A 14,486-nucleotide genomic window follows, 5' to 3' on the forward strand; every position below is an offset into this window, starting at 1 on the left:
GCAGGGGCGGTCATTAAAGAATGTCGCGAGACGGTCGATGACCCGACAGGATCTTTTTTTCAGGAGTTCATATGTCTCTGTCAGTCGGATTTCCTGGCGCAGGAGCGATTTTGATCAATGGCAAGTCACCGGCGACCATTGATGCGTTGAGTAACGCCACTGCCGAGGAGGCGTCCACGGCGCTGGGCACCGATGAGTCGGACACCCTCCGGGTGGGTTCCGGCAAGCAGGCGGAAAAGTCCGAAGCCGCAGACTCGGGTGGAGATAATCAGAGCATCGTCGTCAAGATGCTGCTCAAGCGTATGCAAGAGTTGCAGGAGCAGCTCAAGCAGCAGCAACAGCAACTGGCTGCCGCCCAGGCCGCCGACTATCCGACTCCTGAAGCCAAGCAGACCGTGGTGATGGGCCTTCAAGGGCAGATCGCCCAGACCAACGGGGCCCTGGCCGAGGTATCGGGCAATCTGGTCCGTGAGCTGGCCAAGGACTCCTCCTCGGGCGGCCTGGTAAACACCACCGCATGACCCTCTGAGCCTGTTCGACGCTACGGTGCGGACAGGTTTCTCCTCTCCAGCAGTGGGGTTTTTGCCCCCCCTGTCTGTCTGCTTTTTCCAGACACTGATCGGCGTTGACAAACTCTGGCTAGGTTCGCATAGTTCGTTTTACGCAAACGTTTGCGCGGCCTTTGGACAACGACAATCGTCTATCTTTCCAAAGTGCGGCACCGGCCTCCCATCCCTGCTGATGACGGCCTGCTCACCCTGCCGTGCGGACGCTGCTCACAATAATCATAAGATCGGAGTGAATTCATGAAGCTGCCCTTCGCTGGACGTCTACTCGCTGTTGCTGTTCTGGCTGCTGCATCCGCTGCCCTCCCTCTCTCTTCGGCCCATGCCGACACCGCGCAGAAACCCAAGGTCGCCCTGGTCATGAAGTCCCTGGCCAACGAGTTCTTCCTGACCATGGAAGACGGCGCCAAGGCTTATCAGAAAGAGCATTCCGCCGATTTCGAGCTGGTGTCCAACGGCATCAAGGACGAAACCGATACCGCCAACCAGATCCGCATCGTCGAGCAGATGATCGTCTCCAAGGTCAATGCCCTGGTGATTGCACCCGCCGACTCCAAGGCCATGGTGCCAGTGATCAAGAAGGCGGTGGATGCCGGGATCACCGTGATCAATATCGACAACCAACTCGATCCCGGTGTGCTGAAAAGCAAGAACATCAGCGTACCTTTCGTGGGGCCGGACAACCGCAAGGGGGCTCGCCTGGTGGGTGAGTACCTGGCCAAGCAACTGAAGGCCGGCGACGAAGTGGGGATCATCGAAGGGGTCTCCACCACCACTAACGCACAGCAGCGCACCGCTGGCTTCAAGGACGCGATGGACGCCGCGCAGATCAAGGTGGTCTCGCTGCAATCCGGCGACTGGGAAATCGACGCAGGCAACCGTGTGGCCTCGGCGATGCTCAGCGAGTACCCGAATCTCAAGGCATTGCTGGCCGGTAACGACAGCATGGCAGTGGGGGCGGTTTCCGCCGTGCGGGCCGCCGGTAAGGCAGGCAAGGTCCAGGTAGTGGGCTACGACAATATCAACGCCATCAAACCCATGCTCAAGGATGGCCGGGTCCTGGCCACTGCCGACCAGTTCGCTGCCAAGCAGGCGGTGTTCGGCATCGAGACCGCGCTGAAGATCCTCAAGGGCGAGAAAGTCGACAGCGGTGCCAACGGCGTGATCGAAACTCCAGTTGAGCTGGTCACCAAGTAGTCCTTCCGGCGGCACAACGGCGCTCGCCCGTTCGGGCGAGCGCATGGAGAGTTTCTTATGTCAGTTTCCGCTGCGAACGCTGTCCTCTCGGTCAGCGGTATCGGCAAGACCTATGCACAACCGGTATTGACCGGCATCGATCTGACTCTGATGCGCGGGGAGGTGCTGGCCCTGACCGGTGAGAACGGCGCCGGCAAGAGCACCTTGTCGAAGATCATCGGTGGTCTGGTCAGCCCCACCACCGGCCACATGCAGTTCAATGGCCAGGACTATCGTCCCGGTAGCCGGACCCAGGCGGAAGAGGCGGGGGTTCGCATGGTCATGCAGGAGCTCAACCTGCTGCCGACCCTGTCGGTGGCCGAGAACCTGTTTCTCGACAACCTGCCCAGCAGTGGTGGCTGGATCAGCCGCAAGCAATTGCGCAAGGCGGCGATCGAGGCCATGGCCCAGGTCGGCCTGGACGCTATCGATCCCGACACGCTGGTGGGTGAATTGGGCATCGGTCACCAGCAGATGGTGGAGATCGCCCGCAACCTGATCGGCGACTGTCATGTGCTGATTCTCGATGAGCCGACGGCCATGCTCACTTCCCGTGAGGTGGAGATGCTCTTCGAGCAGATCACTCGCCTGCAGGCTCGGGGCGTGTCCATCATCTATATCTCTCATCGCCTGGAAGAGTTGGCACGGGTGGCTCAGCGCATTGCTGTGTTGCGTGACGGTTGCCTGGTGTGTGTCGAGCCCATGGCCAACTACAACAGCGAACAGTTGGTGAACCTGATGGTGGGGCGCGAGCTGGGCGAACACATTGACCTGGGCGAGCGCAAGATCGGTGCGCCGGCGCTGACGGTCAGCAACCTCAGTCGCTCGGACAAGGTTTGTGATGTGTCCTTCGAGGTGCGCAGTGGCGAGATCTTCGGTATCTCCGGCCTGATCGGGGCAGGGCGTACCGAGTTGCTGCGGCTGATCTTTGGTGCCGACGTCGCCGACAGCGGCAGCATTGCCCTGGGCACGCCGGCCCGTCCGGTGACCATTCGCTCCCCGGTGGATGCGGTGGCCAACGGCATTGCGTTGATCACTGAGGATCGCAAGGGCGAAGGGCTGCTGCTGACCCAGTCCATCAGCGCCAATATCGCCCTGGGCAACATGCCGGCTATTTCCAGTGGCGGCCTGGTCAATGGCCAGGACGAAGAGCAACTGGCCCGGCGGCAGATCGATGCCATGCGCATTCGCAGTTCCAGTCCGGCGCAATTGGTGTCCGAATTGTCCGGCGGCAACCAGCAGAAAGTGGTGATCGGCCGTTGGCTGGAGCGCGACTGCTCGGTGTTGCTGTTCGACGAGCCCACTCGCGGTATCGATGTCGGCGCCAAGTTCGATATCTATGGCTTGCTGGGAGAGTTGACCCGCCAGGGCAAGGCCCTGGTGGTGGTGTCCAGCGACTTGCGCGAGTTGATGTTGATCTGTGATCGCATCGGCGTGCTCTCCGCCGGGCGTCTGATCGACACCTTCGAGCGTGACAGCTGGACCCAGGACGAATTGCTTGCCGCCGCCTTTGCCGGCTATCAAAAACGAGATGCGTTGCTCAGCGAAGCGACGCCTAGGAATGCATCATGAAAACTGCACCTGCAAGCGGCAAGCGAGGCGGCCATTACTACGGCCTCGGCACCTACCTGGGTCTGGCGGGGGCGTTGTTGGGGATGATCGTCCTGTTCTCCCTGCTCAGCAGCCACTTCCTTTCCTATGACACCTTCAGCACCCTGGCCAACCAGATTCCCGACCTGATGGTGCTGGCGGTGGGTATGACCTTCGTCCTGATCATCGGTGGCATCGATCTGTCCGTGGGGTCGGTGCTGGCCCTGGCGGCCTCGACAGTCAGCGTGGCGATTCTCGGCTGGGGCTGGAGCGTGGTACCTGCGGCATTGCTGGGCATGGCCTGTGCAGCGCTGGCGGGAACCATCACCGGCTCGATCACTGTGGCCTGGCGTATCCCGTCGTTCATTGTGTCCCTGGGGGTGCTGGAAATGGCCCGGGGCGTTGCCTATCAGATGACCGGCTCGCGCACGGCCTATATCGGTGATGCCTTCGCCTGGTTGTCGAATCCGATTGCCTTTGGCATTTCGCCGTCGTTTATCATTGCCCTGCTGATTATCTTCCTGGCCCAGGCGGTGCTGACGCGCACCGTGTTCGGCCGCTACCTGATCGGCATCGGTACCAACGAAGAGGCGGTGCGTCTGGCGGGGATCAATCCCAAACCCTACAAGATCCTGGTGTTCAGCCTGATGGGGTTGTTGGCGGGCATTGCAGCGCTGTTTCAAATTTCTCGCCTGGAAGCGGCAGACCCGAATGCGGGCTCCGGTCTGGAGTTGCAGGTCATCGCTGCGGTGGTGATTGGCGGCACCAGCCTGATGGGCGGACGCGGTTCGGTGATCAGTACCTTCTTCGGCGTCTTGATTATTTCCGTGCTGGCTGCAGGCCTGGCGCAAATCGGCGCATCAGAACCGACCAAGCGCATCATCACCGGCGCGGTCATTGTGATTGCCGTGGTGCTGGACACCTATCGCAGCCAGCGCGCCAATCGGCGGGTTTGATTCATGGCAACAATCAAGGATGTGGCAGCGCTGGCGGGGATTTCCTACACCACGGTGTCCCATGTACTGAACAAGACGCGGCCGGTCAGTGAAGAGGTGCGGGTCAAGGTCGAGGCGGCGATCAAGCGCCTCGACTATGTACCCAGTGCGGTGGCTCGTTCACTCAAGGCTAAGACCACCGCGACCATCGGCCTACTGGTGCCCAACAGTCTCAACCCCTACTTCGCCGAACTGGCACGAGGGATTGAGGACTACTGCGAACGCAACGGTTACTGCGTGATCCTCTGCAACTCCGACGATAACCCGGACAAGCAGCGCAACTATCTGCGTGTGCTTCTGGAAAAGCGCATCGACGGGCTGATTGTGACATCCGCTGGTGGCGACAGTGGTCTGGCCCAGGGCCTGGCCGGGGTGCGCACGCCGATGGTGATTGTCGACCGTGGGCTGGAAGGGGTGGACGCCGATCTGGTGCGTATCGACCACCATTACGGTGCCTACCTGGCGACCCGGCACCTTCTGGAGCTGGGGCACCGGGACATCGCCTGTATCGGCGGGCCGGCCAACACCAGCGTGGCGCAGATGCGTCTGGCGGGGTTTCGCCAGGCGTTGCAGGAAGCCGGTGTCGAGGTGCCAGCAGGGCGCATCCTGGAAAGTGACTTCAGCAGCACTGGTGGTTATCGGGCTGCGGCGCAGTTGCTTGAGAGGCGCCCGCCAAGCGCCATTTTCGCCGCTAACGACATGATGGGCATCGGTGTGTTGCGGGCCGCGGCGGAGCGCAATATCCGTGTACCCAGTGAGCTCTCGGTGATCGGCTTCGACGACATTCTCATGAGCCGTTATGTCTACCCGGCGCTGACCACGGTGGGTCAGTCGATCCTGCAACTGGGGGAGACCGCGGCAGAGTTGCTGCTGCGCCGGATCGCTGCGCGGGAGTTGCCGGTCGACCAGCGCATCGTTACGCCGAATATTGTCTTGCGGGAATCGACAGCGCCGCTCAGTAGCGCATTTGCCGAGTACCGCTGAATCCAAATGATTGAGTATCGATGTATGCCAGCAAAAGTAGTGGTAGTGGGAAGCCTCAATATGGATCTGGTGACCCGGGCCGAGCGCTTGCCGCGAGGAGGCGAGACGCTGATTGGCAAATCCTTTGCGACGGTGTCCGGTGGCAAGGGAGCCAATCAGGCAGTGGCGGCCGCGAGGCTGGGGGCGCAGGTGTCGATGGTCGGCTGTGTTGGCGATGATGCCTATGGCGAGCAATTGCGCAGTGCCTTGCTCGCCGAGCAGATCGATTGCCAGGCGGTGAGCGTGGTAGAGGGCTCAAGCGGCGTAGCCCTGATCGTGGTGGATGACAGTAGCCAGAATGCAATTGTCATCGTCGCCGGTGGCAACGGCCTGCTCAGCCCCGAGAAGGTTGCCGGGTTTGATCGGGTGTTGCAGGAGGCCGACGTGATCATCTGTCAGTTGGAAGTGCCCCTGGCAACGGTGGGGTACACCCTCAAGCGCGGGCGTGAGCTGGGCAAGATGGTGATTCTCAATCCGGCGCCGGCCAGCGGCCCGCTGCCGGAGCAGTGGTACGGCTCGATCGACTACCTGATTCCCAATGAAAGCGAGGCGTCCGCCCTCAGTGGCGTGGCGGTGGACTCGCTGGAGAGCGCCGAAGCTGCGGCCGGTCGTTTGATCGCCGCCGGTGCCGGCAAGGTCATCATCACCCTGGGGGCACAAGGTTCGCTGTTTGCCAATGGCCGCAGTTTCGAGCATTTTCCGACGCCCAAGGTCAAGGCCATCGACACCACGGCCGCGGGGGATACCTTCGTCGGTGGTTTTGCCGCCGCCCTGGCTGCCGGCAAGAGTGAGGCCGAGGCGATCCGCTTTGGTCAGGTCGCTGCGGCGCTTTCGGTGACGCGCGCCGGTGCACAACCTTCCATTCCCACACTGTCCGACGTACAGGCCTTTGTCCCTTCATGAAAAAGACACCTTTGCTCAATATTGCCCTGTCACGCTTGATTGCCTCTTTGGGCCACGGCGACATTGTGGTGATCGGTGATGCCGGTCTGCCGGTGCCTCCTGGCGTCGAATTGATCGATCTGGCCCTGACCCACGGCGTGCCCGATTTTCTCGGCACGCTCAAGGTGCTGCTCAGCGAGATGCAGGTGGAGAGTCACGTGCTGGCCGAGGAAATTCTGCTCAAGCGGCCGCAGCCTTTACTGGGGCTGGACGTGCTTAACCTCAGTGGCGAGCTCGGGGCGCGCAGACTGATGAGTCACGAAGATTTCAAGGTGCTCAGTCGCCAGGCTCGTGCAGTGATTCGCACGGGAGAGTGCCAGCCGTATTGCAACATCGCCCTGGTTGCCGGGGTGACCTTCTAGGCCGCTGTCCGGCTTTTCCTTACCTTGCACAAGGAGTGCGCCATGCACCGCTATGCTCTGCTGTTTCAACACTGGTTCCGGAGTCTGCTGCTCTTGTCTCTACTCACTGCTACCGGCGCTCAGGCGGCGGAAAAAATCGATCTGATCATCGACACCGACCCGGGGGCCGACGATGTGGTGGCTCTGTTGTTCGCCCTGGCATCGCCCGAGGAGCTGCATATTCGTGCCTTGACCACGGTGGCGGGCAACGTACGCCTGGACAAGACCTCGCGCAATGCGCGCCTGGCCCGTGAGTGGGCTGGTCGCGATGAAGTACCGGTCTACGCCGGGGCGCCAAAACCGCTGCTGCGCACGCCGATCTATGCCGAGAATATTCACGGCAAGGAAGGCATTTCCGGGGTGACTGTGCATGAGCCCAAAGCGCCGCTGGCCAAGGGCAATGCGGTCAACTATCTGATCGATACGTTGCGGGCGGCCAAGCCCCACAGCATCACCATTGCCATGTTGGGGCCGCAAACCAACCTGGCACTGGCATTGATCCAGGCGCCGGATATTACCCAGGGCATCAAGGAAGTGGTGGTCATGGGGGGCGCGCACTTCAATGGCGGCAATATCACCCCGGTGGCAGAGTTCAACCTGTTCGCCGATCCTCAAGCGGCCGAAGTGGTGCTCAAGAGTGGCGTCAAGCTGACCTACCTGCCACTGGATGTCACCCACAAGGTGCTGACCAGCGAGGCGCGACTGCAGAAGATCGCCGCCTTGAACAACAATGCCAGCAAGGTGGTTGGGGATATCCTCAATGAGTACGTCAAGGGCGACATGGAGCACTACGGTATTCCCGGCGGCCCGGTGCATGATGCGACGGTGATCGCCTATCTGCTCAAGCCTGAGCTGTTCAGCGGGCGTCAGGCCAACATGGTTGTCGACAGTCGTGAAGGGCCGACGTTCGGCCAGACCATCGTCGACTGGTACGACGGCCTGAAGCAGGAAAAGAACGTGTTCTGGGTTGAGAACGGTGATGCTCAGGGCTTTTTCGACTTGCTCACCGAGCGTCTGGCTCGCCTCAAGTAAGCAGCGCCCCCGCAGGCTCCTGCCTGCGGGGTTCTATTCCCGTTCCGGGTCCTGTGCGCCTGGGTGATCAGCAGGGTACTTCTCGAAAACCTGCTCAATGAACGCCCAGGCGGATTGGGTTCCCAGCTCCTTGACCAGTAGGTCTATGCCAATGATCGCCAATTCTTCCGGGCTCCCTGGGCTGTAGGAGCACTGGCCCTGGGGCCATTTGGCTTTGATGTCGGCGTCGATACTCACGGTGGCCATGAAAGTCTCACGAATTCGGATAAGGCGGGCGCCAGGGCCGGGCCTGGGCGGGTGTTTGCTGCGTCGCAGAGTTAACCATGTTGCCGGGCGTTTGGCACTCCGACTTAGGCATCAAGCGGGGGCTATGCGACACTGGCGCTTTTCCTGCGCTCAAGGAAGCTTCTGTGCAAATCGATTTGAATCAGCCTGATGCCCTGACCCTGGAGGCGGTGCGCCAGCTTCTGGCTTCGGCCAGTGACAACGTGCATACCCAGTTGCGTGTCACCAGGACCGGGATTGCCTACATCTCTTCGGGAGTGGTGGGAGGTGTCGACATCGAGGGTTTGTTGTTTCGCCTGGAAACCTGGGCCGCCGGATCCGGCTATGTCGGTAACGTGGCTGCCAGTGATGAGGTTTGGGTAATGCAGATCTTCAATGCACTCAAGCAGAACTGGCCGAAACCGGCGTTCGACTACATCGATATCTATTGAGTACTGTTCATATTCAGTGACGATTGTCCTGTGAAAGTGTCGCGATGCCTGAGGCAGACTTACTCGCTGTCCGTGACATAGGGCAAAAGGCCATTTTGTTTTGAAACCAAAAGCCAAATCGGCTGTCGCACGATCTCTGCTTAATTTTGAAAAGGAGGCTTCATGCCTTGGAAGCTCGCTTCATTCGGAACCTTGTTGGCCGCTGTTGTCCTCAGTGGATGCAGCACCACCGGGTCGACAAAGGAACCTGTGGCCTCTGAATCCGGGCACACGCGTTGTGAAGCAACAGCTGCCGAATTTGCCGTCGGCAAGAAGGCTTCTCCCGAACTGCTGGAGCAGGCCCGTACTCGCGCAGGAGCGCAATATGCGCGTTTCCTCAAGCCTAATGACATGATTACTCTGGAGTACCGCTCCGACCGCCTGAACCTCAATACCGATGCCGGCCTGGTGGTTACTCGGGTCAACTGTGGTTGAGGGTTAGGCTTTTTGCCCGCGCATAAAAAACCCCGTCACATGGACGGGGTTTTTTTAGCTCGCTGAAAACTTACTCAGGGCGAACTTGTGCAGCTTGCATACCCTTTTGGCCTTTCTCAGCCACGAAGGAAACGGTTTGGCCTTCTTTCAGGCTTTTGAAACCGTCGCTTTCAATAGCTTTGAAGTGTACGAACAGGTCGTCACCGCCACCTTGAGGAGTGATGAAGCCGAAGCCTTTTTCATCGTTGAACCATTTTACGGTGCCGGTTTGGCGATTAGACATGGTGTATCTCCAAGAAACATATATTTTCAGTAGTGCTGTGCTGCTCAGGCCAACTGGGCACACCGAGCTATCATAGTCGAAATGTTCGGCTTGGGAGCCCCCTGTAGGTGCTCTTTGCCCGGTGTGTCCGTGTATTTTGCCGTTCGATTTGCCTGTAGGCCCCGGTTTAAGGGGCTTTCGCGGAAAACAAACGGTGATAAAAAAACCCGTAAAAGCTGCGTAAATTGTGAAAAAAACCGCGTTTTAGGCCTGCTGACATGCCTTGGTACAGCCTGTTTCGAGCGGTGGTTGGTTATTTGACCACTCGGCAAGCAGCGATGGCGTCCAGGGCTCGGGTTCTCAGTTCTGCACTAGGTTGCTTGGATTTACTCATCAGCTCCTTGATTTCATCGGTGGTGAATTTTTCATTCAGCTTGTCTGCACCGCAGGCGCAATGTTTCTCGGCGCTTTTGGCGTCGATGCTTTGGCTGGCTGCTGCAGTGCAATCCTTCATATAGTCGGCACGAGCTCCGGCAGGCCATGCAGCCTGTGCGCTCAAGGGCAGGAGCAGGGCGAGTGGGGCGGCAAGGGTAAGCAATTGGGTAAGGCGCATGAGTCGAGTTCTCCTGAGGTCGATAGCAAGGACGACGATTCTCTTGGTATTTGAGGTTCGGCGTACATCGCAAGTTCACTTTCTTCAATAAAAGACCGGAAAGTATCTTTTGGGAAACTTGCTGCGCGGTGCTTGCGATTTATCTGTGCTAGCATGCCCGGCTTGGGTGTTTTCAAGCTTTGGGTGTTGCACTTCTCCCTCGCGGTCTATGCCTCATTAATTTTGATTTGAACCCCAGTCACTCTGGTTCGGTTTCCCGGTTGGCCGCAAGGCTCTTGCCACTGTGAGGCAGGCGTTTGTTACAGAACGGCCGGACTGAATCGCGTACTGGCTCATCCCAACCCACGTGACCTTTGGTAGGGGTCACCACTAGGAGAGGAGGCGCCATGCCCACCATTACTCTTCCCGACGGCAGTCAACGTTCATTCGATCACCCGGTTTCCGTAGCTGAGGTCGCCGCATCCATCGGTGCCGGTTTGGCCAAGGCCACCTTGGCCGGCAAGGTCAATGGCAAGCTGGTCGACGCCTGCGATGTGATCGACAGCGACGCAACCCTGCAAATCATCACGCCAAAGGACGAAGAGGGGCTTGAGATCATTCGCCACTCTTGCGCTCACTTGGTAGGGCATGCGGTCAAGCAGTTGTATCCGACCGCCAAGATGGTCATCGGCCCGGTCATTGATGAAGGCTTCTATTACGACATCGCCTACGAGCGTCCCTTCACGCCCGAAGACATGGCGGCTATCGAACAGCGCATGCAGCAGCTGATCGAGAAAGACTACGACGTGATCAAGAAGGTCACCCCGCGAGCCGAAGTGATTGAAGTGTTCAAGTCTCGTGGCGAGGACTACAAGTTGCGCCTGGTGGAGGACATGCCGAATGAACAGGCAATGGGCCTCTACTATCACGAAGAATATGTCGACATGTGCCGCGGTCCGCACGTGCCTAACACGCGCTTCCTGAAGTCGTTCAAATTGACCAAGTTGTCTGGTGCCTACTGGCGCGGCGACGCCAAAAACGAGCAATTGCAGCGGGTTTACGGTACTGCGTGGGCGGATAAGAAGCAGCTCGCTGCCTATATCCAGCGTATCGAAGAGGCCGAAAAGCGCGACCATCGTAAGATTGGCAAGCGTTTGGGGCTGTTCCATACCCAGGAAGAAGCGCCGGGCATGGTGTTCTGGCACCCCAATGGTTGGACTTTGTACCAGGTGCTCGAGCAGTACATGCGCAAGGTGCAGCGTGAAAACGGCTATCTGGAGATCAAGACTCCGCAAGTGGTCGATCGCAGCCTTTGGGAAAAGTCCGGGCACTGGGCCAACTATTCCGAGAACATGTTCACCACCGAATCGGAAAGCCGCGACTACGCGATCAAACCCATGAACTGCCCGTGCCACGTGCAGGTGTTCAATCAGGGCCTGAAGAGCTACCGCGAGCTGCCGATGCGCTTGGCCGAATTCGGTGCTTGCCACCGTAACGAGCCTTCGGGAGCGTTGCACGGCATCATGCGTGTGCGCGGTTTTACCCAGGACGATGCTCACATCTTCTGTACTGAAGATCAGATGCAGGCCGAGTCCGCTGCGTTCATCAAGCTGACTATGGATGTCTATGCCGACTTCGGCTTCAAGGACATCGAGATGAAACTTTCCACTCGTCCTGAAAAGCGCGTGGGTTCCGATGAGTTGTGGGATCGTGCGGAAAATGCGTTAGCTGCGGCTTTGGATAGTGCCGGGTTGCCGTATGATCTGCAGCCGGGCGAGGGCGCGTTCTATGGTCCGAAGATCGAGTTCTCGTTGAAAGACTGCCTGGGGCGTGTATGGCAGTGTGGTACCTTGCAGTTGGATTTCAACCTGCCGATCCGCCTGGGTGCTGAATACGTATCCGAAGACAACAGCCGTAAGCATCCGGTGATGCTACACCGGGCGATTCTCGGCTCCTTCGAGCGTTTTGTCGGGATTCTGATCGAGCATTACGAGGGCGCGTTCCCTGCGTGGCTGGCTCCGACTCAGGCCGTGGTGATGAATATCACTGATAAACAGGCAGAATTTGCCCTTGAAGTAGAAAAAACACTCAATCAAAGCGGATTTCGTGCCAAGTCCGACTTGAGAAATGAAAAGATCGGCTTTAAAATCCGCGAGCATACTTTGCTCAAGGTTCCCTATCTCTTGGTTATTGGAGATCGGGAGGTCGAGATGCAGACTGTCGCTGTGCGTACCCGTGAAGGTGAAGACCTGGGCTCGATGCCTGTGGACCAATTCTCGGCGTTCCTCGCACAAGCGGTTTCCCGGCGTGGTCGCCAAGATTCGGAGTAATTATTATTAAGCGTGATATGAGACAAGATAAACGAGCTGCACCGAAAGCCCCGATCAACGAGAATATCTCGGCACGCGAGGTTCGGTTAATTGGCGCTGACGGCGAGCAGATTGGCATCGTCTCGATTGATGAAGCGCTTCGTATAGCTGAAGAAGCCAAGCTGGATTTGGTGGAGATTTCCGCCGACGCAGTCCCACCTGTTTGCCGGGTGATGGATTACGGCAAATCGATCTTCGAAAAGAAGAAGCAGATTGCTGCTGCGAAGAAGAACCAGAAGCAGATTCAGGTTAAAGAAATCAAGTTTCGTCCAGGGACGGAGGAAGGGGATTACCAGGTAAAACTGCGCAACCTGGTACGTTTCCTGAGTGACGGGGACAGGGCCAAGGTATCCTTGCGATTCCGCGGCCGTGAGATGGCCCACCAGGAGCTGGGGATGGAACTCCTCAAGCGGGTTGAAGCTGATCTGCAAGAGTACGGTTCGGTCGAACAGCATCCTAAGATGGAAGGACGCCAGCTGATCATGGTCATCGCCCCGAAAAAGAAGAAGTAATCAACAGGGCACGGCAGGCCTTCTGATTATGTTTATCAACTGAATGCGGAGTATCCGAACATGCCAAAGATGAAAACCAAAAGTGGTGCTGCTAAGCGGTTTCTGAAAACTGCTAACGGTATCAAGCACAAGCACGCTTTCAAGAGCCACATCCTGACCAAAATGTCGACCAAGCGTAAGCGTCAACTGCGCGGTAGCAGCTTGCTGCATCCGTCTGACGTGGCAAAAGTCGAGCGCATGCTGCGCCTTCGTTAATTTTTGGATCAAGAATAGAGGAAGTAACTCATGGCTCGTGTAAAGCGTGGCGTCATTGCCCGTAAACGTCACAAAAAAATTCTGAAACTTGCTAAAGGCTACTACGGCGCACGCTCGCGCGTATTCCGTGTTGCCAAGCAAGCGGTAATCAAGGCAGGCCAATACGCCTACCGTGACCGTCGTCAGAAAAAACGTCAGTTCCGCGCTCTGTGGATCGCTCGTATCAACGCTGGTGCTCGTACCAACGGTCTGTCTTACAGCCGTTTGATCGCTGGCCTGAAAAAGGCGTCCATCGAGATCGACCGTAAGGTTCTGGCTGATCTGGCAGTGAACGAAAAAGCGGCGTTTGCTGCGATTGTCGAGAAAGCTAAAGCCACCTTGGCTTAAGTACCCCCGACAGTCATCCGGGCTCACCTTTCGTGGGCTCTGGTGTTAAACGTCATAAATAGGGGAAGAGCCTTCAAGCTCTTCCCCTATTTTGTATCTGGAGTCTGTACATGGAAAACCTGGATGCGCTGGTTTCTCAAGCACTTGAGGCCGTGCAACACGCTGAAGACATCAATGCCCTGGAGCAGATCCGGGTTCACTTCCTTGGCAAGAAGGGCGAGCTGACTCAGGTGATGAAGACCCTGGGCAATCTCCCTGCCGAAGAGCGCCCGCAAGTCGGTGCGCTGATCAACGTGGCCAAGGAGCGTGTGACAGAGGTTCTCAATGCGCGCAAAGCCGCTTTCGAGGAGGCGGAACTCAGCGCCAAGCTCGCCGCCGAATGCATTGACGTAACCCTGCCGGGCCGTGGCCAGACCTCTGGCGGTCTGCACCCGATTACGCGGACCCTGGAACGTATCGAGCAATTCTTTACCCACATTGGCTACGGCATCGCCGAAGGCCCTGAGGTTGAAGACGACTATCACAACTTCGAGGCGCTCAACATCCCTGGCCATCACCCGGCCCGGTCGATGCATGACACCTTCTATTTCAATGCGAACATGTTGTTGCGCACCCACACCTCGCCGGTACAGGTCCGCACCATGGAATCGCAGCAGCCGCCGATTCGCATCGTCTGCCCAGGCCGTGTGTATCGTAGCGACTCCGATATCACTCACTCGCCGATGTTCCATCAGGTCGAAGGCCTGCTGGTGGATCGCGACATCAATTTTGCCGACCTGAAAGGCACCATTGAAGAGTTCCTGCGGGTGTTCTTTGAAAAAGAGCTGGCCGTACGTTTCCGTCCTTCCTACTTCCCGTTCACCGAGCCTTCCGCTGAAGTTGATATGGAATGCGTGATGTGCAGCGGTAAAGGCTGCCGTGTCTGCAAGCAGACTGGCTGGCTGGAGGTGATGGGTTGCGGCATGGTTCACCCGAACGTGCTGCGTATGTCCGGGATCGACCCGGAAGAGTTCCAGGGCTTTGCCTTCGGCATGGGCGCCGAGCGTCTGGCCATGCTGCGTTACGGTGTCAATGACTTGCGCCTGTTCTTCGACAACGACTTGCGGTTCCTTGCGCAATTTCGCTAGTCGCGCG

The 14,486-nt window shown here is 58.2% G+C and carries 18 protein-coding genes; 15 read left to right on the forward strand and 3 right to left on the reverse strand.

Annotation, left to right across the window (positions count from 1 at the left end):
* Positions 1 to 71: 71 nt before the first annotated feature.
* The 8 genes from DWF74_RS26325 to DWF74_RS26360 all read left to right on the forward strand — a co-directional run bounded on the left by DWF74_RS26325 (position 72) and on the right by DWF74_RS26360 (position 7,785).
* A complete protein-coding gene (locus tag DWF74_RS26325; RefSeq protein ID WP_102863631.1) occupies positions 72 to 521 on the forward strand; it encodes a hypothetical protein in 450 nt (149 codons plus the stop codon).
* Between the two features lie 285 nt (positions 522 to 806).
* A complete protein-coding gene (locus tag DWF74_RS26330; protein WP_115581991.1) occupies positions 807 to 1,763 on the forward strand; it encodes a sugar ABC transporter substrate-binding protein in 957 nt (318 codons plus the stop codon).
* A 57-nt stretch (positions 1,764 to 1,820) separates the two neighbouring features.
* Complete coding sequence (locus tag DWF74_RS26335; RefSeq protein ID WP_115581992.1) at positions 1,821 to 3,374, forward strand: sugar ABC transporter ATP-binding protein; 1,554 nt, start codon at positions 1,821 to 1,823, stop codon at positions 3,372 to 3,374.
* The gene (locus tag DWF74_RS26340; protein WP_102863626.1) at positions 3,371 to 4,348 is read left to right on the forward strand and encodes an ABC transporter permease; all 978 of its coding nucleotides are present in this window, start codon (positions 3,371 to 3,373) and stop codon (positions 4,346 to 4,348) included. Before DWF74_RS26335 ends, DWF74_RS26340 begins: the two co-directional genes overlap by 4 nt.
* Positions 4,349 to 4,351: 3 nt before the next feature.
* A complete protein-coding gene (locus DWF74_RS26345) occupies positions 4,352 to 5,371 on the forward strand; it encodes a LacI family DNA-binding transcriptional regulator (protein WP_102863624.1) in 1,020 nt (339 codons plus the stop codon).
* A 24-nt stretch (positions 5,372 to 5,395) separates the two neighbouring features.
* On the forward strand, positions 5,396 to 6,313 hold the full coding sequence (gene rbsK, locus DWF74_RS26350; RefSeq protein ID WP_115581993.1) for a ribokinase: 918 nt from the start codon (positions 5,396 to 5,398) through the stop codon (positions 6,311 to 6,313).
* Positions 6,310 to 6,714 (forward strand): D-ribose pyranase, encoded by a 405-nt coding sequence (rbsD, locus tag DWF74_RS26355; protein WP_102863620.1) that lies wholly within the window; start codon positions 6,310 to 6,312, stop codon positions 6,712 to 6,714. Before rbsK ends, rbsD begins: the two co-directional genes overlap by 4 nt.
* Positions 6,715 to 6,756: 42 nt before the next feature.
* Positions 6,757 to 7,785, forward strand: a complete 1,029-nt coding sequence (locus DWF74_RS26360) for a nucleoside hydrolase (protein ID WP_102863619.1) — start codon at positions 6,757 to 6,759, stop codon at positions 7,783 to 7,785.
* Positions 7,786 to 7,818: 33 nt separating this feature from the next.
* On the opposite strand, the gene DWF74_RS26365 is transcribed toward DWF74_RS26360, so the two are convergent.
* On the reverse strand, positions 7,819 to 8,031 hold the full coding sequence (locus DWF74_RS26365; RefSeq protein ID WP_102882485.1) for a hypothetical protein: 213 nt from the start codon (positions 8,029 to 8,031) through the stop codon (positions 7,819 to 7,821).
* A gap of 164 nt (positions 8,032 to 8,195) precedes the next feature.
* Here DWF74_RS26365 and DWF74_RS26370 point away from each other — a divergent pair, with 164 nt between their 5' ends.
* A complete protein-coding gene (locus tag DWF74_RS26370) occupies positions 8,196 to 8,501 on the forward strand; it encodes a hypothetical protein (RefSeq protein ID WP_102863615.1) in 306 nt (101 codons plus the stop codon).
* Between the two features lie 162 nt (positions 8,502 to 8,663).
* Positions 8,664 to 8,975 carry an I78 family peptidase inhibitor gene (locus DWF74_RS26375; protein ID WP_102863613.1) on the forward strand — a complete coding sequence of 104 codons (312 nt, stop codon included), beginning with the start codon at positions 8,664 to 8,666 and terminating at the stop codon, positions 8,973 to 8,975.
* Between the two features lie 70 nt (positions 8,976 to 9,045).
* Here the strand turns inward: DWF74_RS26375 and DWF74_RS26380 are convergent, their stop codons facing one another.
* On the reverse strand, positions 9,046 to 9,258 hold the full coding sequence (locus DWF74_RS26380) for a cold-shock protein (protein ID WP_003179963.1): 213 nt from the start codon (positions 9,256 to 9,258) through the stop codon (positions 9,046 to 9,048).
* A 292-nt stretch (positions 9,259 to 9,550) separates the two neighbouring features.
* Entirely contained in the window at positions 9,551 to 9,850 is a 300-nt protein-coding gene (locus DWF74_RS26385; protein ID WP_102863612.1) for a hypothetical protein, read from the reverse strand.
* A gap of 386 nt (positions 9,851 to 10,236) precedes the next feature.
* Between DWF74_RS26385 and thrS the strand changes: the two genes are divergently transcribed.
* From thrS to pheS, 5 genes are all read left to right on the forward strand, one after another.
* A complete protein-coding gene (gene thrS / locus DWF74_RS26390) occupies positions 10,237 to 12,159 on the forward strand; it encodes a threonine--tRNA ligase (RefSeq protein ID WP_115581994.1) in 1,923 nt (640 codons plus the stop codon).
* Positions 12,159 to 12,710: a translation initiation factor IF-3 gene (gene infC / locus DWF74_RS26395; protein WP_169893379.1), complete on the forward strand. Its 552-nt coding sequence runs from the start codon at positions 12,159 to 12,161 to the stop codon at positions 12,708 to 12,710. Before thrS ends, infC begins: the two co-directional genes overlap by 1 nt.
* A 60-nt stretch (positions 12,711 to 12,770) precedes the next feature.
* A complete protein-coding gene (rpmI, locus tag DWF74_RS26400; protein WP_002553160.1) occupies positions 12,771 to 12,965 on the forward strand; it encodes a 50S ribosomal protein L35 in 195 nt (64 codons plus the stop codon).
* A gap of 30 nt (positions 12,966 to 12,995) precedes the next feature.
* A complete protein-coding gene (rplT, locus tag DWF74_RS26405; protein ID WP_016963673.1) occupies positions 12,996 to 13,352 on the forward strand; it encodes a 50S ribosomal protein L20 in 357 nt (118 codons plus the stop codon).
* A 110-nt stretch (positions 13,353 to 13,462) separates the two neighbouring features.
* Positions 13,463 to 14,479, forward strand: coding sequence for a phenylalanine--tRNA ligase subunit alpha (pheS, locus tag DWF74_RS26410; RefSeq protein ID WP_011060419.1), 1,017 nt, complete (start codon positions 13,463 to 13,465; stop codon positions 14,477 to 14,479).
* Positions 14,480 to 14,486 lie beyond the last annotated feature (7 nt).

The organism is Pseudomonas protegens (genome assembly GCF_003363755.1).
GTDB classification, from domain to species: domain Bacteria; phylum Pseudomonadota; class Gammaproteobacteria; order Pseudomonadales; family Pseudomonadaceae; genus Aquipseudomonas; species Aquipseudomonas danubii.